We start from the raw sequence: 20,297 nt of genomic DNA on the forward strand, positions 1-20,297 counted from the left end.
ACTATTTTTTCTTTCTATACAGCGGAGCTTTTGTTTTTAAAAAGAAGCTTCTTTGAAACATTTTCGGATAGGGCAGTCGAATCCACACCCCAATAAGATCCCGGAAGGAGGAAGGCGCTAATGGGGTCAAATAAGGAATACCCAGTGAGTTCAGTTTAACTAAATGAATCATGATGAGAATTAATCCGAACCCCATCCCGTATAAACCCATAGCCGCACTCAGCAGGATTAACATGAAACGAAGCAACCGTAAGGTAAGCGCCATGGAATAGATTGGAACGACAAAACTAGCAATTCCTGTAAGGGAAACAATCACGACCATCACACTCGACACGATACCCGCTTCAACAGCAGCTTGTCCGATTACTAGCGTCCCGACAATTGAAACTGCGTTGCCGACCGCCCTCGGCATCCGAATGCCGGCTTCCCTGATGATTTCGAAGGTGATTTCCATCAGCAATACTTCAACCACGGTTGGGAACGGAACTTCTTCCCGTTGGCCAACAATCATGATTAACAATAAAGATGGGATCAGTTCTTGATGGTAGGTCGTGACCGCCAAATAAAACGCTGGCAATACCATGGCAAGAAATAATGAAATGAAGCGGATTAAGCGAATGAACATGGACATTAAGTAAGGTTGATAAAAATCTTCCTGACTGCGGAAGAAATCGTTGAACACGGCTGGCGCGATGATTGCAAAAGGGCTACCGTCTACGATGACAGCCACTTTCCCTTGAATGAGGCTGGCTGCCAACGTATCCGGCCTTTCTGTGTTTAGAAACATCGGGAACGGTGAATACATATTGTCGCTTAGCGATTCTTCAAGAATTGACGAATCCATCAAGAAGTTTATTTGCAACTGCTGCAGACGGCGACGTAGCTCTGTGACGATGGTATCGTTGGCTATATTTTGCATGTAGGCCATGACCACCGATGTATGGGTATCTTTGCCTAGCACCTGGGATTCAAAACGAAGCGCAGTATGTTTAATTCGCCGCCGGACAAGCGAAATATTCGTTTGCAAGTTTTCCGTAAACGATTCTTTCGGACCGCGGATGATTGTTTGCGTGGTCGGCTCTTCGACGCCGCGGGACTTCAAGTTAACGATAGAAAGCGCAAGTGCTTTATCCAATTGCTCGAAAAATAATAACGCATAGCCATCCAACAGGCACGAACATGCTTTTTCAAGCTCAGTTAAGATTAAATAGGAAAAACCCGGGAACAACTGCATCCGAAGATGCTCCAGGTCATTGAAAGCTTGAGACGCAAGCGCAGGTGCGAGCAACGGCTGGCGGATCGTGTCGATCTCCTGTGCGTTCGTCATACTATCCAAAAAGCAAAATAAGACGCTTTGCCCGTCCACAAGCATCCGGTCGAAGCGAATGTCCACGGTATTGCCGAACGCAGCTTGGAGGCATTCCAGATTCGTTTCCAAGATGGCCGAAATGGGGGCATCCTTCATATCTTCGGGGAGGAGCGAATTTCTAGTAGTCGCTTGATCGTTTGAAAAGAAATTCATCGGAAGCCCCCTTACGGTTGATTGCCTGCAGCTGCCCGCTTCCTCAATTTCCACAGGACAATTCCGCATAATACGCATGGAAATCCGATCTGAAACGGAATATGCAGGACATAAGGAACAAGTTTAATCCCTTCAAAGACGTGTTCGGCAAAATTATGCGCTACGGTGACGGACAAGACCGATAGGATTAACCCCATTGGCAGGACAAACCGTTGATAACGAATGTTTGTCAAATGTTCCAATCCCTTAAGTCCGCCGTAAAAGTACACCGACACCTTGACCACGATGCCCAGCATCATCATGAAAGTCGCCAGTGCATCGATCCGCTCAATAAAATAGCCGATGGTCAAAATACGTGCGGAGCTCAGCAGCGGGTAGGTCGCCCTGTCTCTTCCATCTACGCCGATTGTGCCAATTTGAATGATACAGGAGAACACGAGTCCTAAGGAACTGACGAGAATCGCATACATGCTAATTCGCCGCGCTTTGGAGAACATCGTGGTGAATGGAATAATCATCGTGAATGCGATCAGCTCCCCGAACGGAAAGGTCATGACGCTGGGAAACGCAGCTTGAATAATGGGGCCGACCCCTTCCCCCATCACAGGCAGCAGCTTTTTAAACGAGACGTTCCCGTCAAAAATTAAAAGAAAGCCGATCAGAAATAAAAATCCGATCAAGATCGGAGCAAACAACTCGCCGATCCGGCCAATAATTTGCAGCCCCGAGCTTGTCAGGTACATGCAAAGGATAAATAAGCAAACATGCAAAATCTCAACCGGCGTCTGGGTCAAGAGTGTGGTTTTCATAAGCTCGATTAAATCACGATCTACGCGCATGCAGATGTAGAAGAAATAAATGACATAGAGATAGGTGAATACAACGGCAATTGGCTTCCCTAGGGCAAACTCCATAACTTGGAATAAGTTGCGGCTTGGCAGTTTAGTCATAAACCCGAAGAAGATCAATAGAAGGGCCGCTCCCGCAGCCGACGCCAATAAGATTGAAATCCATGCATCCTGCTTCGCATCACTGCCAATGCCGAATATGATGGCGCTGCCTGTTTCGAAGGCCACCATCAAGAGAAATAATTGCGAGGTTGAGATCTGCTCATTGCTTGGATTCATCGTGGTTTACCGAGCGAAGTTTTTGGATGTCCATGAATAGGCTTATGAGTAAGGCTACGGTCAATTGCAGGTACAGAATCGGTTTCCCGAAACTCGTGTGAATGGTTGCCAATTTCAAGTAAGATTGCAGTAGGGGCAGATGATAAATGCTGGCATCAAAAAGTGCCAAAACCGTAACTAGGCTGAAGAAGACAATGACGAGGGTCAAAGAAATCATATCGAACGACTCCGCTGAGATCATTTTCGCTTAGGGTGTTCATTTTTGGAAAAAATTATGCAGAAAGCCCCCCAACCACTTGGATGTGCCGAAAGAATGAGGGGCTATATCTGAAACTGAAATAATCCGCCCGGGTTAGCGCCACGGCGGATTATTGTTCGGGTTATTTCATACATCAGACTAGGAGGCCTGTTTGATTTTAGAATAAATAAAAAACCCTTACGCAGCAAGGGTTTCACCACTATGGGCCCAGAGGGACTCGAACCCCCGACCAATCGGTTATGAGCCGACCGCTCTAACCAACTGAGCTATAGGCCCAAATGAAAAATTTGGTTGCGGGGGCAGGATTTGAACCTGCGGCCTTCGGGTTATGAGCCCGACGAGCTACCGAGCTGCTCCACCCCGCGTCATTGGTTGCCGCTTACAGCGACAAAAATAAATATACACCAGCGCCGCGAGGAAAGTCAAGCGTTATTTTCTGCAAGTTGTCTAAATTTATAATGTACTGTATCGTACGCCGAAACGGCCTTTTTTGGACTTATAGACTTCCACTTCTTGCGGGCATTCATAACCGTAGATCCACCAATCTTCTTCCATTCGTTTTGCCAAACAGCCCGCTTGGAATTTGGAATCGTAAAGTTTGGCCCAATAGATCCAATGCATGTTCGTCACTCCGTTTGTTTGTTTGGGATTTGGATATCCCTATCATACCCAATTTGGGGTATCCTTATGAGAAAAACCATTTTTCGTTTTTACCTCTATACAGTTTTAGAAAAGGATGGAAAGCGGTATAATAAGGTACCAGGACTCATCATCAGGAGGGATTGAAATGAATTGTGGCATTGCCATATTCCCGTCTAAACAAGTGCAGGACGCAGCGAACAGCTATCGAAAGCGATATGACCCGCACTATAATTTCATCCAGCCTCATTTGACAATCAGGGAAAAAGAGGTATGGGACGAGGCCAGACTTTCAGTGGCCGTGGAGCACCTGGAGCAAGTGACAAGCGACTTCGCCCCTTTTGAAATTGAATTCAATCGCTTCTCCTCCTTCTATCCTGTCAGCAATGTGATTTATTTGGCGCTGGCGGATACCGAAGCGATGATGCGACTGCATCAAGCCATATGTTCCTGCGATTTGGAGGAATGCAGCAAGCCGTATACGTACAACCCCCATTTGACCATCGGTCAACAATTGGGCAGTGACGAGCTTCACGACATTTTAGCAAGCCTTAAAACAACGCCCGTCGATTTCCGTACGCGTGTGGATCGTATCCATCTGTTATATCAGACGGACAATGGGGCTTGGACGGTTTATCAAACGTTTCTGCTACGAGGCCAATAGCATGAAAAAAGCCGCGAAGAAGTGTTTCGTACACTTCGCCTCGCGGCTTCTTTATTTTATTGCGAGAACGTTGTCAATAAACGTTTTTGCTGCTCGCCCAGCTCACCAGTGAACACTTCGTATACTTTCACGGTGATCGGATAATCAAGCTGACTGGAATGAGCGTTCATGTCAATCGTATTTGTTCCATCATATAAACGGCCTGTGCCGGATATGGGCTGAATGGAGCTGCCGATAAGAGAACCAGCTCTGTCATACAATTCAAACAACAGCTTGTTATTGAACGCGTCTGCTGTCACTTGCTTATCCGCCGTAATCGTCAAATCCAGCTTTAATTTATAATTATAAGACAACGTACCAAGGAAAATACCGGAAAGAGACCAATGATTAATCTTGATGTCATACGGATACAATTTAAGCTCGTCGCTTGTCAGATCGTCTTTTTGCACAGGTACTTTCGCCGTTGCTAATAGAGATTTATACGTCGTATCTCCGTTCGTCTGCTTGCTGTACAGGTTCATTCTCAGGCCTTCACCCGTTTCCGAGGATGGCAACGCGAATGCATAGCTGACAACATAGGAAGCTTTAGGCACGACAGTCAGCGCTGTTTGTGCCTGGCGGCTGCCTACATACGCATAGCCGTCTTTGCTGATCAGCTCCGTTTGAATCGGCGGAATCGGCAGCGGTCTGTCGCTGTTGTTCGTCAGCTTGAACTTCGCGACCGCCGTCTGGAAGCCATCATCTTCATTGCTGGTGATATGCAGCTCTTCCAAAGATATATCCACATTCGCCGGTACGAAGTTATTGGTGGAATCCAGCTTCACAGGTGTTCCCAGTGTGTACTGTGGCGCAGGGATGACACCTTGTGCCAAGGCGCCAGCCGGCAGCAGGATGTTGACGCGACCTACGCGGTAAGCCTCATCGCCGCTTGCCGAGGCGAAATTCTCCTCCGTGACCACGTTCAAGCTGTTGAACTCGGTATCAAGCTCTGTCGGGATGACGATATGTACATACTTTTTCTCGCCCGCTTCCAGCGTGACTTTGCTTTCCGCACGGTTGCCAGGGTATACTTTGCTGTCTGTCTTCCCGTCAATTCCGAAGCTCGGCACCGTTTGACGCTCATTCGTCGGGTTGACCGCTTGAATCTGAACAACCATGTTGACACCTTTGGTTGTGATCTCTTTATGTATATCTACGGGTACGAATTGAATCGGAGAATGCAGGGATGGCAGGGTGAACGACTCTCCCCACTTCAGTAAGGCTGAAGACTTGGTTACGTTGCTGTCGCTGCCGTTCCAAACCATGTCAGCATCTGCCGTGATCGTCAGCATATTCGTCTCTTGCTTTGGATATACATCCAGATCTACATCCACGAAGCTAATGGAGGCGATAGCAACATCGTCAGCGCCGTCAACGGTCGACATGTAGCTGAGCTCTTGATCGCTCTTCGGCTGGATCGCTTTCGGATTCTTCGTGCTCGGTTTGAGCACATAGTCCACGCCGTCAGCCGTACGGATGCGCAGTTCATAATCCGGCACACGCGTCACTTTGCCGCTCGTATTCTTCATGCGGATTACCGCACCGAGCTTAGTCGAATCGGAATTGTGCTCCTTGAAAAGGCTCTTCACTTCGACTTGAAGCGAATCTGTCAACGTGTAGCTGACTGTGCTTGCTGCAGCCGTACTCACGACACTTGCAGCTTCAGACGCCCAAGCCGGGATCGCTGCTGTTGAAAACATAGCAGTCGAAATCGCAAGGGTCGCCAACGTTCTTTTCATCTTCTTGTTCACTTGATTTCCTCCTAAAACTTTTCATCGTTGATGGCTATTAATTCGCCACTTTAACCTTGTCTTGATCTTTCAACTGATGTTGGCCGGAAACGACGAGAATTTCGCCTTCTTTGACCCCAGAAATAATTTCCTGATTCGTTTCGTTGAGGCGTCCCAGCTCGACTTTGCGCTTCTGCACAACGTCGCCATTCAGGATGTAAACGAAATTATCTCCGCCCTCACGCACAATACTCAGACTCGGCACAACCGGCACGACTTGCTCATCTTCCTTCGTCAATTCAATTTGCGCTTTGGATCCTGGCTTGAGCTTGCCATCCGGATTCGGCACTTCCAATTCCAAGTCGTACGCTTTGGATTGACCATTAATAACGTCGGATAAGAACGTCACTTTGGCATTGGCTTTATCAGTTACGTCAGGTATGTAAAAGGTGAGCTCGGATTTACCTCTAACCAACGCGGCGGCAGCTTCGGTGAGCTGCGACTTGATTTTCACCGGATTCGTTTGTTGGACTTCGCCGACACGGCCGCCAGGGTTGATCGTTTGACCGACCTCGACACTCAGGTCAGTCAGCACGCCGGACGCCGGCGCTTTGACTTCCAGATTGCTGAGATCTCTTTCGAGCACCCGGCTATTCACCAGCGCAGTTTCATACGCAGTTTCAGCTTGAGAAAGCGAATTGGTTTCTTTCAACGATTTAAGTTTTCTACGCGCGCTGTCTAAGTCCTTCTTTGTGTTATTTAAAGTTGTTTCAGATTGGTCCAGCTGGATCTTTGTCGCGAGTCCCTGGTCATAATCATTGTGAACCCGGCTGTAGGCTTTTTGCAGATCGTTTACGGTTGTTTCCAATTTGGTAACAGCATCTTGAGCATCAGCAACGCCGTTATCGACATTCTGCTTCGCCGCATTAAGGCCATCTTGGCTGCCTTTCAAATTAACGGTATTCAAATCTTTTTGCAGCAGTTTATCGGTCGGATCCAGGCGGAAAATAACATCGCCCTTCTCCACCTTCTCTCCGCGCTTCTTCAAAATTTCAATGACTTCGCCGCTGGCTTTCGGAACAACGTCCAATTGTATGGACGAGACTACATCGCCGACCTGTTCGACAGGCTCGCTGATCTTTTGTTTCGTGATTTTATCGGTCTTCACGGTTTTCACCAGCTCGGCGCCTGCCGGCGTATTCGTGGGACTTGCAGCCGGCGCGGCGGAGCAGCCGGCAATGATCGCCGCGCTAAGCGCGACGATGCCGAATATTTGAGCACTTCGTTTAATGGTGAGCAACTGACGTTTCATTTGCGATTTCCCCTTTTCCCCTGTTTTGCTTATTGGACAGCTGACGCGCCGGAATCCGCTGGCGTTACGTCATTCTTATGTTTTCTCTTAAAGAAGCGGCCTTTTCTTTCTTTAAACAACATCTCATAGACGATAGGAACGATCACCAGCGTTAACGCCGTGGATGTGGTCAGACCGCCGATCACGACGACCGCCAAGCCCTTGGAAATAATCGTGCCCTCGGATAAACCTAAGCCGAGCGGCAAGAGCGCGATAATCGTTGCGCCTGCAGTCATGATGATCGGTCTGAGACGTGTAATCCCCGCTTCAATGAGCGCATCCCGGATCGAATGGCCGTGCTCTCGGAGCTGCTGCACGCGGTCAACGAGCACGATAGCATTGGTAACGACGATACCGATCAGCATCAGGAATCCGATCAGCGATGTCACGTTAACCGATTCGCCGGTAACTAGTAATCCGAGAAGGCCGCCAATAGCTGCAAGTGGTAGAGAGAATAGAATCGCAAGCGGTGCTCTGGCGTTGCCGAAAGCAATAACCATGACCATATAAACGATGAAGACTGATGCGATTATGGCGATGAACATCTCCATAAAGCTCTTCTGGATATCATCGGATACCCCTTTCACTTCACGGCTGACACCTGATGGAAGATCAAGCTTTGCCAGCTCAGCCGAAACCTTTTTGCTGACGCCGCCTTTGTCCGGGCTGTCAATTTTGGCGCTCACGCTCAATATTTGCTCCTGATTTTCGCGGCTGATGCTGTTCGGCGCATCAATTTGTTTTACTTTCGCCACTTCGTTAATCTGAATCGTTTGCCCCGTAGGCGTTTTGATTTGGAACAAGCCTAACTTTTCAACGGAATCTTTATAAATCGGGTTCAACATAACTTTCGTTTCGTAAGTTACATTGTTAAACTTCATATCGCCTAGCTTATCTTCGGTAATCCAACTGCCCACTGTCTGTAGAATTTGCGCTGCGGACAGGCCGTATAGTCTTGCTTTATTTTGGTCGACAGTAATCTCAACCTCAGTCTTGGAATCGCTCAAGCTGTCTTTGATTTCACTTAATTCAGGGAACTGCTCCATTCTTTCTTTTACCTGCTGCGCAGCCTGACGGAGATAAAGCTGATCGTCACCTTTCAGCGAGTAAGAGAAGTCGCCGCCTGTCGATGTCGGAGGTCCGCCTGTGAACAATTGCACATTGACCTCAGAACCTTTCGGCAGCAAACCAAGCATTTCTTCCTTATACTTCTTAGCGGCCTCATCGGCATTCGTCGCTGCGCTGAACTCGAAGAACATCATCGTTCTGTAAGCGTAGCGATCACTGCTTTGGTTATAACCGACGAGTGACTCAATATATTTGAAAGTTTGCTGGCCGGTTGAATCTTTGAACGATTTAAGATGCGCTTCAATTTCCTTCGACTTTTCATTCATCATATCCATCGAAGTGTCTCGCGGCATTTTGATCTCAATCGCACCCTGCTTCACTGACTCACTGTCCGGCATGAAGGAAACAGCGAGATGCGGTACCGTGCCGGCAATCGATACGACCAAAATAATGAAGGCTAGCAGCAGCGTTTTTTTGCGGTTATTCAGCGACCAGATGATTGCTTTCTTATACCTTAGACCCATAGGTCCGACTTCATTCTCGTCGTGGTGTTTAATGTTTTTGCTTTTCAAAACGAGCAGTTTGGCGAGCATCGGAATTACAGTCAAAGCTACGATTAAGGAAGATAGCAGCGCCACAACCAGCGTGATGGCAAACGGACGGAATACTTCACCGACGACCCCGCTGACAAAAGCGATCGGACCAAACACGCCGACAGTCGTGATCGTAGAAGAAGTAATTGCGTTTGATACTTGCTGCGTCGCCAGTTTAATGACAGATTCATTGCGCTCCTGCGCTTTCTGCAGCTGGCTGAAAATATTCTCGATCACAACGATACTGTCATCGACGACCCGGCCGATGGCAATGGCCATCCCCCCGAGGGTCATGATGTTGAGCGAGATACCGAGCGGCCCCATGACGAGCAGCGTCACCAGAATGGATAAAGGAATAGATACCAGGACAATGACAGTCATGCGAAGATTACGCAAGAACAGCAAAATCATTAAGGAGGCAAGAACCGCACCTAAGCCGCCTTCTTGCACCATGCCGTGAATCGATTTTTTAATATCGTTGGCGGAATTGTAAATGGAATGGAATTTCACGCCAGGCAGTGTTTGCTGCCAATCCTTGATCAGCTTATCGGCGCCATCGGCAAACTCAACCGCATTGGCCGCTTTCGTTTTGTACAGCAGGACACCGATCGCCGGTTTGCCATCCAAGCGGGCAATGAACGTAGACTCGCTGATCGCTTCCACCTTGGCCAGCTGCTTAAGCAGTAGCGTATCGCCGGTTTTTGTTGTAATTTTCAAATTATCCAGATTGTAAATGGTGTCGAACTCGCCTTTCACCCGAACCATCTGCGAGTTCCCGTTCAAATCAACCGTTCCTGCCGGACTGGATACGAGTGCAGCCTTGATCAGCCCCGAAACATCCGCAGGTGTCATCCCGTAGTTGCTGATGGCCGGCGCATCGAGCTTGATCGTCAAGACCGCGTCCTGATTGCCGACGGAATCGATGTGGTCGACGCCTTTCAATCCGTTGAAGCCAGGCAGGATCGTATCTTTGTACGCTTGATCCAGCTCCGTCTGATTCATGCCCTCGCCGCCGTATACCGCCAAGTAATAGACCGGCTCGGATGCGAATCCAGCTGTCAGAACTTTAGGCTTCTCAGCGTTAGTCGGCAGCTTGACATTGGAGATCAAACTTTCGACGTCCTTCTTGACGTCTTCCGGCTTCTTGTCCTGCTCAAGCTCCAGGATGATTTGGGAGTAATTATCCTGCGAGCTGGAAGTCAGATTCTTCAGTCCATCCAGCCCGGCAACCGCCTTCTCCAGCGGCTTCGTAATCTCATCCAAAACATCCTTCGGCGGCGCAACGTATGTCGTACTTACAATAACGACCGGAAACGTAATATCCGGCATGCTCTCGACTTTGAGCGTCGTCGTCGAGTACGCCCCTCCCACCAGAATCAGCAGCATAATGATGAAGACCGCCGCCATATTTTTCATTGAAAAATTGGTTAACTTGTTCATGAAACCTTCTCCCCCGTCACCAGCTTTGCTACCAATAAATTCCTGCACTTCCTTTACCATCATAACGGTTAATTCTTAACAAAAGATAAAATGATGTTGAAAATTTTATGTATTTTTCAAATATGACATCCTGCCTCCAACCTTCGTTCCCACACCCCTTACCTTGATCGTTCAAACACCACTTCACTGGGTTAATTATAAATGCCACATCGTTCCAAAAAAAGGTGAAGTTAGTCACATCTCAAGTCATATTTCAGTCATAACCGGCTTCCTCTGGATATGACTCTTGTGACTTTGCGTAAGAAAAGCGAAGGCTTTTCCGCCTCCGCTTTCCTATCCAAAAATTAGTCCGTTGTAATAAACCAATCCGCCTTCTGCGAGGCAAGCAGCTTACGCTGTCCCTGGAACTCGTCATAAACGCTGAGTGTGTACTGCTTCAGGAATTGTGTTTTGAAAATAAGCCCTGCATCGGCAATCGAAATCTTGAAATCCTCCCGCTCGCCAAGCCGGATTTTCGTATCCTCGTCAGCCGTCGAGTCCCCGTTAATGACATCAAAATCTTTGAATTCGAACTTGCGTTCGAAGCGTTTCTCCCCGCCTCCATCTTCGAAAACGAGCAGCAAATTATGGCCTTCTGTATTGATTTCCGTCAACTTCTCTTTGGTCAATTCATAATCGAACTTCAAAGTGAATGTGCTGTTTTCAATCGCTGTCCCGATTTTATGAATATTCAGCTTGTAAGGAAACAATTCCACGTCCGTCAGCTGCGGCTTGATGTCTCTCTTCTCTTCCGGCAGCCAGAAAGCTACAGGATTCACATAAGCATCCGGCACGGCCTTATCGCCTTCGGAGAGCTTCCCATCGGTCACCGCTTCACCCAGCAGCAAGCTAAGCTGATCGGTGGTGAAGCCTTTGGGGACGACGGCCCATACGTTCAGCAGCGCTTTGCCGCTTGGGCTGATCTTATTCGTCACTTCAGCGATCGACGCCGGGAACACGGTCCCATCGGGCGAACGGAAGTTCGCGACCAGCTTGCTGACATTCGTGAACCGCTTCTCCAGATTCGTCACTTCCACCATAGCCGAGAACATCGTATTCGTCTTATCCTCGTAAGTGGATACGTTGCGAACGATATACTTGGCCTTGCGACCAATCTCCTCGGACGTATAGGATTGCCCCATGCTTACATAGGGAATCGCTTGCAGCTCATTTTGCGTGGAAAATTCCAGGACATCCGCCCCCGTGCCACTCCCCCCGCCTGCATCCCCGGTTGTTCCTGACGCAGACGGATCGCCTTCCTTCTCTTGCAGGACCAGTTTGATTTGCGAGAATGCATACGTATACGGCACTTTCCCGGCCAATTGGAGATTCATCGCGTCGCCTGCGCTCAAACCGATCACTTTGGACGTCTGCACCAGCTTGGCATCTATTTTTACCGCATCGTCCAGCAGGAAATAGCCCGTTAAATTCGGCAAAGGCAGCGAATCGGCCCCTTTATTGCTGAGCGTCAAATCAGCGGTTAAAATATCCTGGTCTTCCCAGGGAAGCCGGTGAAGCCCGTTCAATTGCATCGTATATACGCCGTCTTCGTTCGTAAACGAGTATTCCTTGCCGATCGAACCCGCATCGCCCTGCGAAACGGCCGGCAGCTGAAGGGCAGCGACGGCTACGTTCAGTTTCAGATCCGTGATCGGCTCAGCAACAACCAGCTGCCAGTTATCCGCTTGAACGGCAACAGGGATGGATCCTGAGAGCTGAATTTCCTTACTCTCTTTTGGATTAATTTTCAGATCCTTAACGCCTTTCGCTTCCAGTGGATACATCAGCCCTTCCGGGGTGCGAATGGAGAATAAGTAAGAAGGCAGTGTTACGGTGTGACTCCCAACGTTTTCCAAAGTCAAATATACAGTCGGCACGTAGTACTTTTCATTTTTATTTTTGATAAACTTCTTAATCGACGCTTTCAAATCGATCCCGTTCACAGTAAGCGACGCCGCCCCATCCACGGGGGTAACATCGGTGAAGTTGTCCGGCACTGCAACCTCGCCTAGCACGCTTTCAAAATTCGCCTGACTGAAGTCCCACTTAATAAACTGAACGACCAGATCCTGCAAATTCGTGCTGCTGTTAACTGTTGCATAAAAAGTAAGATCCAGGGTCGATCCAGGCGCAACCCGGTTCTTCTCCTTGTCCGCAGGCAGCAGATGTGCTGAGAATTGGTTGCCTGACTTGTTCTTCAACCGGACCCAATAATCGATAAACTGCAGCTCGCTGACGCCGTCATTATGGATGGTCACGGTGAATGTTGCTAATTTGCCGCTTTGATCCGGCAGCACATGAATTTGTTTCAGTTCGAAATAGCTGCTGCTTGCAATCGCAACTGTACCTAGGGATGACGCTGCCACACTGGGGCTGCCGTCCGCCCATGCGGGCGAAACGGCTCCGAGTGCAAGCGTAGCGGATATAGCAATAACGGCTAAACGCCGATAGCGCAACTTGATGCTCATGTTCGAGATGACCTCCTGCTTCATTTCGTGGGAATAGATTACGCTGCAGCAGCGTAATTAGCCTTTAACCGCTGACATTGCCGGCATAGGCACAGGCTGATTCGGGTTATCCTTCATCTGTTTCAGCATGGCATCGCCCTGCGTTTGCCATTCCTTAAGTCCCTCACGCGCTGTCTTCTTCCCTCTGACCACCTGATCGAATTGCTGGCGACCAATCTCTTGAACTTGATAAATGTAAGGTTTATCGCGAAATATTTGGGTGTTATTGTCCACCGGCGCAGGCGTTACATTATAAAAAGCTTCAATGTGGAACTCCTGGCCGTCCTTCGGCTTCAAATATTTGGAGCGCGCGACGAGGTTATAAGAACTGTATGATTTCAATTTCGCCCAATCATCGCCGTTGACGAACCTAATAAACTTCCAAGCGTCGTCCGGATTTTGCGCCTTGGCATTAATACCCATGATGCCATTTATATAGATCGCACCGCCGACGCCTTTTGCTTCCGGATGAGATGGCATTGTCACCACATCCCAGTCGATTGGCGTGTATCCTTTATAAAGCGCAGCATTTTTATTCGCATTCGCCAACTGCTGGATTTGCCCGTAATTGATGATGCTCATGGCTAACCGGCCTGACATGAAATCGTCATAAGCGAACGGATGTTCCGCATCCATCTTCCGCCCCATCGGCTTCTGCGGATCGAACAGATCGGGGAACACATTCTCCTTTTGCAGCTGCGCGATGCGCGTCCATACCTTCTCCCACTGATCGGTGTCAACCGTCATCTTTTCGCCGGCATCGTCGAACATTTTGAGCTGCAGTGGAGCCGTATAAGTCTGCAAGCCGTAAAATAAATCGCCCTGAGCTTGCGTGGAAAAGTTAAAGCCGCTTACCTTGTTATCTCCTTCCCCTTTGCTTACGCGCTTGGCCAGGTCGAACACTTCATCCCAAGTCATGCCGTCTTTGGGGAAATCCGCGCCTGCGTCCATAAACATTTTTTTGTTATAAATTAGTGCAGACGAGCTAAACATCGGAGCCAGGGCGTAAATCTTGCCGCCTCCGGCATTTTTCATCCCTTCCATAACGGCTGGCACGATGCCGGTTGTATCAAACTTATCTTTGGTAATGAGCGGATCGAGCTGTGTCAGCAGATTGCTTTCGATCACATCCGGCAGCTGCTCATAGCCAAGCATCACCACATCCGGCGGATTATCACCCTGCATCACTTCTTTCAGCTTTTCCAACGGATCCGGCATCTTCTCACCAGGCTGAATCCCGCCATAACGATATCTGTCGTCCATCGTCGGGATCATTTCAATTTTGATATTCGGATTGGCAAATTCAAAAATTTCCGTGAACTGCTGGCGGAAGTACTCGTCATCCCCGTAACCGAAAGAGGTGGCGATGCGCAGCACACGCTCTTGTTGATCTACAGCTTTCTCCCCTTTGCTGCACGCTACGGCAAGGGGAGCGACCATCGCGAGCGTTAACGAAACGGCCAGCACTTTACGATTCCATGTTTTCATTCTTCTTCTCCTCCAACACTATTTAAGAGTTTGGTTCGGGTTCGGGGCTTTAATCATAATTTTCTCCCCGTCAAATTCCATCGTTGCTTTGCCGTTAATGCCCAGCGCCGTCAAATATTCCTTCGGCACCTGCAGGCGTCCGGCGCGGTCCAGGACCACAAATTCCTCGTGGGCCTGCGCGATCCCTGTGGGCCAGTGGCCGTCCGTCGCCCCGACCGCCGGATGGCGGGCAATGAATTCGGAACTGGTCATTCCGTCCCGAATGGCGACGACCCGCCCCACTTTACCGGCGACAGACATATCGTGGGTCACGATCACAATCGTGACGCCCAGCTCTTGATTGAGCCGCTGAAAAATGGAAAGAATCATGTCGGCCGTCTTCGTATCCACCGAACCCGTCGGCTCATCGGCCAGCAGCAGCCTAGGGCGGTTGGCCAGCGAGATCGCGATGGCCACACGCTGCTGCTCGCCGCCGGACAACTCCTGCAATCGGTTATGCATGCGGTTGCCGAGCCCGACCCATTCCAGAAGCTGTTTCGCGTAAGCACGATCGTAGTTGCCGCTGAGCATCATCGGCATTTCCACGTTTTCCAATGCGCTAAGATAGGAAATTAAATTTCGCGCATTGTTTTGCCAAATAAAACCGACGGTGCTGCGCTTGTACTCGACAAGCTGCTTATCGGTAATTTTAAGCAAATCCCAATCACCGACTTTCACTTGCCCGGCCGACGGACGGTCCAACCCGCCCAAAATATTGAGCAGCGTCGATTTCCCGCTTCCGCTATTGCCAATGATCGCCATCAGCTCTCCGGTGTCGATCTGAATGTTAAGCCCTTGCAGCGCCACGACCTCGATCTCGTCGGTCTTGTAGATTTTAACTAACCCTTCGCATGTAATCATCGCTTATTTCTCCTCCCCGAGCTTCACGGCCTGATGGACGCGCAGCCTGCGAATGTGCAAGAACAGCAGCGCTATGCCCGTCAACATCATAAAGGCAACGACGAAGTACAGCTGCTCTGTGTCCCGGGATTCAAAGACAACCCGAAACGGCGGAACCTGCGTCTTGACGTTCTCCGTGGTCTGCAGAAAAGGCAGGAAGAAGTAGCTCGTCAGCTTCCCGATCCCGATGCCCAGCGCAATGGAAAGCCCGGCTGTAAAACCTTGTTCGAGCAGAAGCATGCCTGTCAGCTGCTTGCGGGAAAGCCCCATGGCCCGCAGCACGCCGAATTGAACGACCCTGCTGGACAAGTTGAAGAACCAGTAAAGCAGGTAGCCGATTAAGGATACGATGACCGAGACGAGAAATCCGAGACTTAAAATGCCGAAGACACCGCCTCTGGCCGGGTGCTTCTTCTGGGCAATCAACTCGTTGCGGACGTCCTTGACCGAGGCGATTTCAATGCCCTTCGCTTGCAGCTCAGCAAGCATCGGAGCGACCTTCGCCTCCAGCTTCACCTTCAGCCAAACCTCGTAAGGCGCGATCGGCGCCTGGTCATACAAATATTCCAAATTGGTAATGAAAAATGGCGTTTGATCCGGATATTGACTCGGCCAATACGGCAGGATGCCGACGATCACGAATTCTAACGGCTGCTGCTGGATAGAGATGGAGAGCAGATCGCCTTCCTTCAAGGCGTATTTCTTGGCAAAGCCTGCAGGGATGATGACCGCTTGCTCATAGGAGCCGAGCAAATTCAGGTATTGGTTCGGATGCGCCGGGAACAAGTCCGGGCGAAACCACGCGACTTTGGCAAAGTCCACGTTGTCAATCCCCATAACCAAGCCTTGGCCGGTCGATTTGCCGGAGACGACGACATTGCCTTTCGTCTGCAGCACGCGTGCTGCAGCTTCGACACCATCGAGGTCGCGGAAAATTTGGAACGGCGGTTCGACGTAGCGGATCTTCGACGGCGGCAATTCGACTTGGCCGCCACCGGCGCCAGCACCAGCACCGCCTCCGCCTGACCCTTGAGCCCCGCCGGCGCTGCTGCCCTGCCCAGCGCCTTGACCTTGACCGCCGCCGTTCTGGCCGGCGTTCGGGTCTGTCGGCACGTCGTCGGAAAAGCCTTCCCATACCGCTTGCATCACAACGTCCGTGCCGTATTGATACAAAGTCCGCTCTGTGGAGTTCAGATCGATCGTGCGGGCGGCCGAGGCATTGTAGATGCCGAGACCGAGCGTGAGCACGAGCAGCAGCATGAGCGGATAATACGATTTGGCGGATCGGGTCAGCTGCGCAAGCGTCAGGTACAAAGGCACGGGCAGGAAACGCCGCCCGAGCCAACCGAACAGACGCAGCAGCCACGGGAAGATCCGCAGGAAGAACAAGCCGAGCGCAAAAATCGAGAGCGCCGGCACGAAAAACAGCAGCGGGTGCACCTGCAGCTGATCTGTCGTTAGCCCTGTTTGCAGCGATAGCAGCTGGCGCTGGTCAAACAGGTAGTAGCCGTAGCCCGCTATGCCGAGCAGCGCCAAATCGAGGAACCAGCGCTGCCAGACGGGCGCGCGGTCCGATCTGGCGAGCTGCTGCTTATAGCCGACGATCGAGGATCTGGCGAAGACGACCGCCGGAATGACGCTCGACATGATCGCGATCAGCACGGCGAGGCCGCCGTACACCATCGCTTCCGCCGTAAAGCCGACCGGTATCGATTTGCGGTCTACGAAAGTGAGAAAACCGCTGGAAGAGCCGATGCTCTTGGCCATGAACCAGCCGATGCAAGGGCCTGCCAGGAGGGCGATCGCCCCCAGCACGAGTCCTTCCAGCAAATAGATGCCAATGATCTGCCTTGTGCTGCCTCCTCTACTGCGCAGCACGGCAATGACGCTGCGCTGCCGGTCCAGCGATTGTCTGGCATTCATCACGATGTAATAGAACACCATCGCGATCATCGGCGCCGCAAGTGTAAACAGCAAAATTTGCATTTGCACACTTTGCACGCGGAACTCCTGCAGCATCGGCTGGAACGATACGTCCACTTTGGTGTTTTTCAAAATCTGGAACAGATTGATGTCCAGCCGCTCCAGCCGGTTCTGCAAAGGCGTCAGCTGACTTGTCTGAATGTCTTTTAAATCGAAGGCATAATACCAATTGGCCAGCTGCAGCGGAATCTTTTTATCCGTAAGCAACGTGTCTACCATCATCGCTTCATCCACAAATAAAGCATTTATCAAGCCTTCCTGGCCTTGAAACCAGTAAGCATCGTTCTCATTGTTCGGCTTGAATGCGCCGACGATCTTCACCTTCAGCAGCTGGCTGCCGCTTGCGCCGGAGATCGGATAGTTAAACATATCCCCGACATGCAGATCGTTCCGGTACATGGCTTCCTCCAGAACGGCGGCTTCCAGCGTGTTGCTATCCAGCTTGCCCGAAGGCATCTGGCCCATCGTCCATTCCACTTGATGAGGGAGATCGTTTAAAGCAGTGATCGTCATCTGCCGCCTTTTGCTCGGATCGACCTTGCTGGGATCAACCGGTGTGAGCTGCGCGCCTTTCACCGTGTAGCTTCTGGCATAGGCAGATATGGGAAATCCGATATCATGAGGAATCGTTTCCCGAATATATTGATTGACGTCATGCAGCTCGTTCAGCCCTGCACGATCCGCTCCGACCGCCTGATAGCGGATGAGCAGGGAGCCCGCAGGCAGGCCATCGCTTTTGTCCGCTAACGATTTGGCGACGACGCGCTTCAACGCGCCATCGGCATACATCGGGATACTCGTCGTAAAAGCAACCGCCATAACCAGTCCGAGCAGTGTGCTTAAGGTGAGCCAGCGGGTATTCCACATTTTCCGCATTAAAAAGCGCAGTATAGGTATGGACATTATCGACCCACTACTTTCTGTCCCGGTGTAAGTCCTTTAACAATCTCGACGTCTGTCGCCGTCTGCTGGCCGATCTCCACGTCCACTTCCTTCTTGTTGCCCTGTTCATCGACAACTTGCACATAGTTGCGCCCGGCATAGGAGCGCAGCGCCCCAAGCGGAATGACCGTGGCATTCTCTTTGCGCTGGGTAATAATGGTTACGCTGAGCGGAGTCCCACGATTCATTCCTGCGGGGAAATCGTCCAGTTCGACAACCAGGTAGTTGTCGATGGAATCCTGCTCGCTGCCAGAGCCATTGCCAGGAAAACCACCGCTACCGCCGCCGTTATCCGCTTTCGGATTCGGCAGCTGCTTCACTTTGCCTTTGTGCTGACCGGCAGAATTGATGTCGACCAGCGCCTCCATGCCGACAGCAACTTTCTTCGCATCATCTGCCGTAATGCTGGCTGCCACCGTCAGCTCACTTAGATCGGCAATCGTCGCCACGGAAGCTCCCGAGGTCACAGTGTCCCCCTTCTTGGCCTCGACACTGACGATCGTGCCGCTAAAGGGTGCCAGCAGCTTGGCTTTGCCGATGCCGGTTTCCAGCTTAGCCAAATCTTCTCGTTTGAGTTCGAAATCGATTTTGGCCTGCTCCACTTGCTCAGGCGTCATCTCGTCCGCTTTGCGCAGCGTTTCGATCATGGTCAGCTCATCTTTGCGCGTTTCCAGACGCTTGCGCTTTAAGTCGCTTTCCATATCGGAGACATCCAGCTCGGCGATCGACTGGCCTCCCGTGACAGCGTCTCCGCTTTTCACCAGCACCGAGCTGATGCGCTTGCTGCTCATGTCCTCGGAGAAAAACAGCTTCTCCTCTTTTAACGCCATCAGGCGCCCGCTCCCCCTAACTTTCGTTTCCAGCGTATCGGTCTTCACCACATATTCGGGCTTCTTGGAAAGCTTAGGCGGATTAATGGTCGGAAGCACCTCTTCCTCCTGCTCCTTGGGCAGCAGAGAGCAACCGGATGCAAAAATTAAGCTGGAACATACAAGCAAGACCGTTAAAGGCTTCATCATCCGGCTAGGAGACGAATCTTCCGTCCACCATTTCGTAAACATGATTGGCAACCTCCAAAATCGTAGGGTCATGTGTGGTCATACAAATTGTCACGTATTCAGTTGCAATAATATTTTGAAAAACATTCATGATCTGCGCGCCCATCTGCGAATCCAATTCGGCTGTCGGCTCATCCGCCAAGATCAGTGCTGGCCTATGGGCGATTGCTTTGGCGATGGCGACCCGCTGCTGCTCACCGCCGGACAGCTCGAACGGCCGGTGGTGCATCCTTTTGCCTAAGCCGACGAGCTCTAGGCAGTGCGTCACACGTGCCTGCCACTGGGCTCTCGGCGTACCGGCCATGCGCAAAGCCAGCTCGACGTTCTCCCAGGCGCTTAGCAAGGGCATTAAAGCGAATGATTGAAAAATAAAGCCGATTTCCTTGCGCCTAATCAGGGTCCGCTCGTCATCGCCGCACTGGTGAAACGGCCGGCCGTGAAACCAAATCTCCCCTTCATCCGGCTGATCAAGGCCGCCGATCAGGTTCAGCAGCGTTGTTTTTCCTGAACCTGATCGCCCCCGCAGCATCACGAGCTGCCTCGGCCGCAGTTCCATCTCGATCCCTTTGAGCACGTCCAGCTTGTGCCCCCCGACATGAAAGGAGCGCTGCACACCGCTGACCGTCAGCAACGGTTCGGAAGTGTGCGGTATAGCAGAGGCCGGCGGATCAGGCGGGGAAAAGATTTCGGAAGCGGGCGGCGCTCCCGGCGGGCTCATCTGTTTGTTGCGAAACCAGCTTGCCATGCATGATCCTCCCATTGATTTCCAAGTTTGTATGCTAAAATAGACGTGGCATCTTTCACAAAAGTTCCATCTTCCTGAAAAAAAGCTTAAAGAAAGCTGAAAATTTGCTGAAAGACTTTGAACATTTCGTTACATTCGTTCATGGAGGATGGTAGATTTTAAAA

At 50.7% G+C, this 20,297-nt stretch carries 14 protein-coding genes and 2 tRNA genes; 1 reads left to right on the forward strand and 15 read right to left on the reverse strand.

Features of this window, described 5'->3' with window-relative positions:
- Position 1 precedes the first annotated feature (1 nt).
- The 6 genes from O9139_RS30080 to O9139_RS30105 form a co-directional block, all read right to left on the reverse strand.
- The gene (locus O9139_RS30080) at positions 2-1,522 is read right to left on the reverse strand and encodes a spore germination protein (protein WP_270885430.1); all 1,521 of its coding nucleotides are present in this window, start codon (positions 1,520-1,522) and stop codon (positions 2-4) included.
- An 11-nt stretch (positions 1,523-1,533) separates the two neighbouring features.
- The gene (locus O9139_RS30085; protein WP_270885431.1) at positions 1,534-2,649 is read right to left on the reverse strand and encodes a GerAB/ArcD/ProY family transporter; all 1,116 of its coding nucleotides are present in this window, start codon (positions 2,647-2,649) and stop codon (positions 1,534-1,536) included.
- On the reverse strand, positions 2,633-2,866 hold the full coding sequence (locus O9139_RS30090; RefSeq protein ID WP_270885432.1) for a hypothetical protein: 234 nt from the start codon (positions 2,864-2,866) through the stop codon (positions 2,633-2,635). Before O9139_RS30090 ends, O9139_RS30085 begins: the two co-directional genes overlap by 17 nt.
- Before the next feature lie 244 nt (positions 2,867-3,110).
- Positions 3,111-3,184: transfer RNA gene (locus O9139_RS30095), tRNA-Ile, on the reverse strand.
- A gap of 12 nt (positions 3,185-3,196) precedes the next feature.
- Positions 3,197-3,273, reverse strand: a tRNA-Met gene (locus O9139_RS30100).
- 88 nt (positions 3,274-3,361) lie between these two features.
- Complete coding sequence (locus O9139_RS30105; protein ID WP_270885433.1) at positions 3,362-3,529, reverse strand: hypothetical protein; 168 nt, start codon at positions 3,527-3,529, stop codon at positions 3,362-3,364.
- 166 nt (positions 3,530-3,695) lie between these two features.
- On the opposite strand from O9139_RS30105, the gene O9139_RS30110 reads away from it, so the two are divergent.
- Complete coding sequence (locus tag O9139_RS30110) at positions 3,696-4,211, forward strand: 2'-5' RNA ligase family protein (RefSeq protein WP_270885434.1); 516 nt, start codon at positions 3,696-3,698, stop codon at positions 4,209-4,211.
- 56 nt (positions 4,212-4,267) lie between these two features.
- On the opposite strand, the gene O9139_RS30115 is transcribed toward O9139_RS30110, so the two are convergent.
- The 9 genes from O9139_RS30115 to O9139_RS30155 form a co-directional block, all read right to left on the reverse strand.
- On the reverse strand, positions 4,268-6,001 hold the full coding sequence (locus O9139_RS30115) for a hypothetical protein (RefSeq protein WP_270885435.1): 1,734 nt from the start codon (positions 5,999-6,001) through the stop codon (positions 4,268-4,270).
- Between the two features lie 37 nt (positions 6,002-6,038).
- Complete coding sequence (locus tag O9139_RS30120; RefSeq protein ID WP_270885436.1) at positions 6,039-7,292, reverse strand: efflux RND transporter periplasmic adaptor subunit; 1,254 nt, start codon at positions 7,290-7,292, stop codon at positions 6,039-6,041.
- A 29-nt stretch (positions 7,293-7,321) separates the two neighbouring features.
- Positions 7,322-10,432, reverse strand: a complete 3,111-nt coding sequence (locus O9139_RS30125; protein WP_270885437.1) for an efflux RND transporter permease subunit — start codon at positions 10,430-10,432, stop codon at positions 7,322-7,324.
- Positions 10,433-10,776: 344 nt separating this feature from the next.
- Positions 10,777-12,939: a DUF4352 domain-containing protein gene (locus O9139_RS30130; protein ID WP_270885438.1), complete on the reverse strand. Its 2,163-nt coding sequence runs from the start codon at positions 12,937-12,939 to the stop codon at positions 10,777-10,779.
- 57 nt (positions 12,940-12,996) lie between these two features.
- Entirely contained in the window at positions 12,997-14,466 is a 1,470-nt protein-coding gene (locus O9139_RS30135; protein WP_270885439.1) for an ABC transporter substrate-binding protein, read from the reverse strand.
- Between the two features lie 18 nt (positions 14,467-14,484).
- Positions 14,485-15,366, reverse strand: coding sequence for an ABC transporter ATP-binding protein (locus O9139_RS30140; RefSeq protein WP_270885440.1), 882 nt, complete (start codon positions 15,364-15,366; stop codon positions 14,485-14,487).
- A 3-nt stretch (positions 15,367-15,369) separates the two neighbouring features.
- Positions 15,370-18,291, reverse strand: coding sequence for an ABC transporter permease (locus tag O9139_RS30145; RefSeq protein WP_270885441.1), 2,922 nt, complete (start codon positions 18,289-18,291; stop codon positions 15,370-15,372).
- Positions 18,291-19,391: an efflux RND transporter periplasmic adaptor subunit gene (locus tag O9139_RS30150; protein WP_270885442.1), complete on the reverse strand. Its 1,101-nt coding sequence runs from the start codon at positions 19,389-19,391 to the stop codon at positions 18,291-18,293. The genes O9139_RS30145 and O9139_RS30150 overlap by 1 nt, the downstream gene beginning before the upstream one ends.
- Entirely contained in the window at positions 19,354-20,133 is a 780-nt protein-coding gene (locus O9139_RS30155; RefSeq protein WP_270885443.1) for an ABC transporter ATP-binding protein, read from the reverse strand. The genes O9139_RS30150 and O9139_RS30155 overlap by 38 nt, the downstream gene beginning before the upstream one ends.
- Positions 20,134-20,297 lie beyond the last annotated feature (164 nt).

Source organism: Paenibacillus aestuarii (assembly GCF_027789125.1).
Lineage (GTDB): Bacteria > Bacillota > Bacilli > Paenibacillales > NBRC-103111 > Paenibacillus_E > Paenibacillus_E aestuarii.

Coding starts and splice junctions, on each gene's coding strand:
- O9139_RS30155 (WP_270885443.1), bottom strand. CDS start 20,133: ATGGCAAGCTGGTTTCGCAACAAACAGATGAGCCCGCCGGGAGCGCCG.
- O9139_RS30135 (WP_270885439.1), bottom strand. CDS start 14,466: ATGAAAACATGGAATCGTAAAGTGCTGGCCGTTTCGTTAACGCTCGCG.
- O9139_RS30140 (WP_270885440.1), bottom strand. CDS start 15,366: ATGATTACATGCGAAGGGTTAGTTAAAATCTACAAGACCGACGAGATC.
- O9139_RS30110 (WP_270885434.1), top strand. CDS start 3,696: ATGAATTGTGGCATTGCCATATTCCCGTCTAAACAAGTGCAGGACGCA.
- O9139_RS30090 (WP_270885432.1), bottom strand. CDS start 2,866: ATGATTTCTTTGACCCTCGTCATTGTCTTCTTCAGCCTAGTTACGGTT.
- O9139_RS30085 (WP_270885431.1), bottom strand. CDS start 2,649: ATGAATCCAAGCAATGAGCAGATCTCAACCTCGCAATTATTTCTCTTG.
- O9139_RS30105 (WP_270885433.1), bottom strand. CDS start 3,529: ATGCATTGGATCTATTGGGCCAAACTTTACGATTCCAAATTCCAAGCG.
- O9139_RS30130 (WP_270885438.1), bottom strand. CDS start 12,939: ATGAGCATCAAGTTGCGCTATCGGCGTTTAGCCGTTATTGCTATATCC.
- O9139_RS30145 (WP_270885441.1), bottom strand. CDS start 18,291: ATGTCCATACCTATACTGCGCTTTTTAATGCGGAAAATGTGGAATACC.
- O9139_RS30125 (WP_270885437.1), bottom strand. CDS start 10,432: ATGAACAAGTTAACCAATTTTTCAATGAAAAATATGGCGGCGGTCTTC.
- O9139_RS30080 (WP_270885430.1), bottom strand. CDS start 1,522: ATGAATTTCTTTTCAAACGATCAAGCGACTACTAGAAATTCGCTCCTC.
- O9139_RS30120 (WP_270885436.1), bottom strand. CDS start 7,292: ATGAAACGTCAGTTGCTCACCATTAAACGAAGTGCTCAAATATTCGGC.
- O9139_RS30150 (WP_270885442.1), bottom strand. CDS start 19,391: ATGTTTACGAAATGGTGGACGGAAGATTCGTCTCCTAGCCGGATGATG.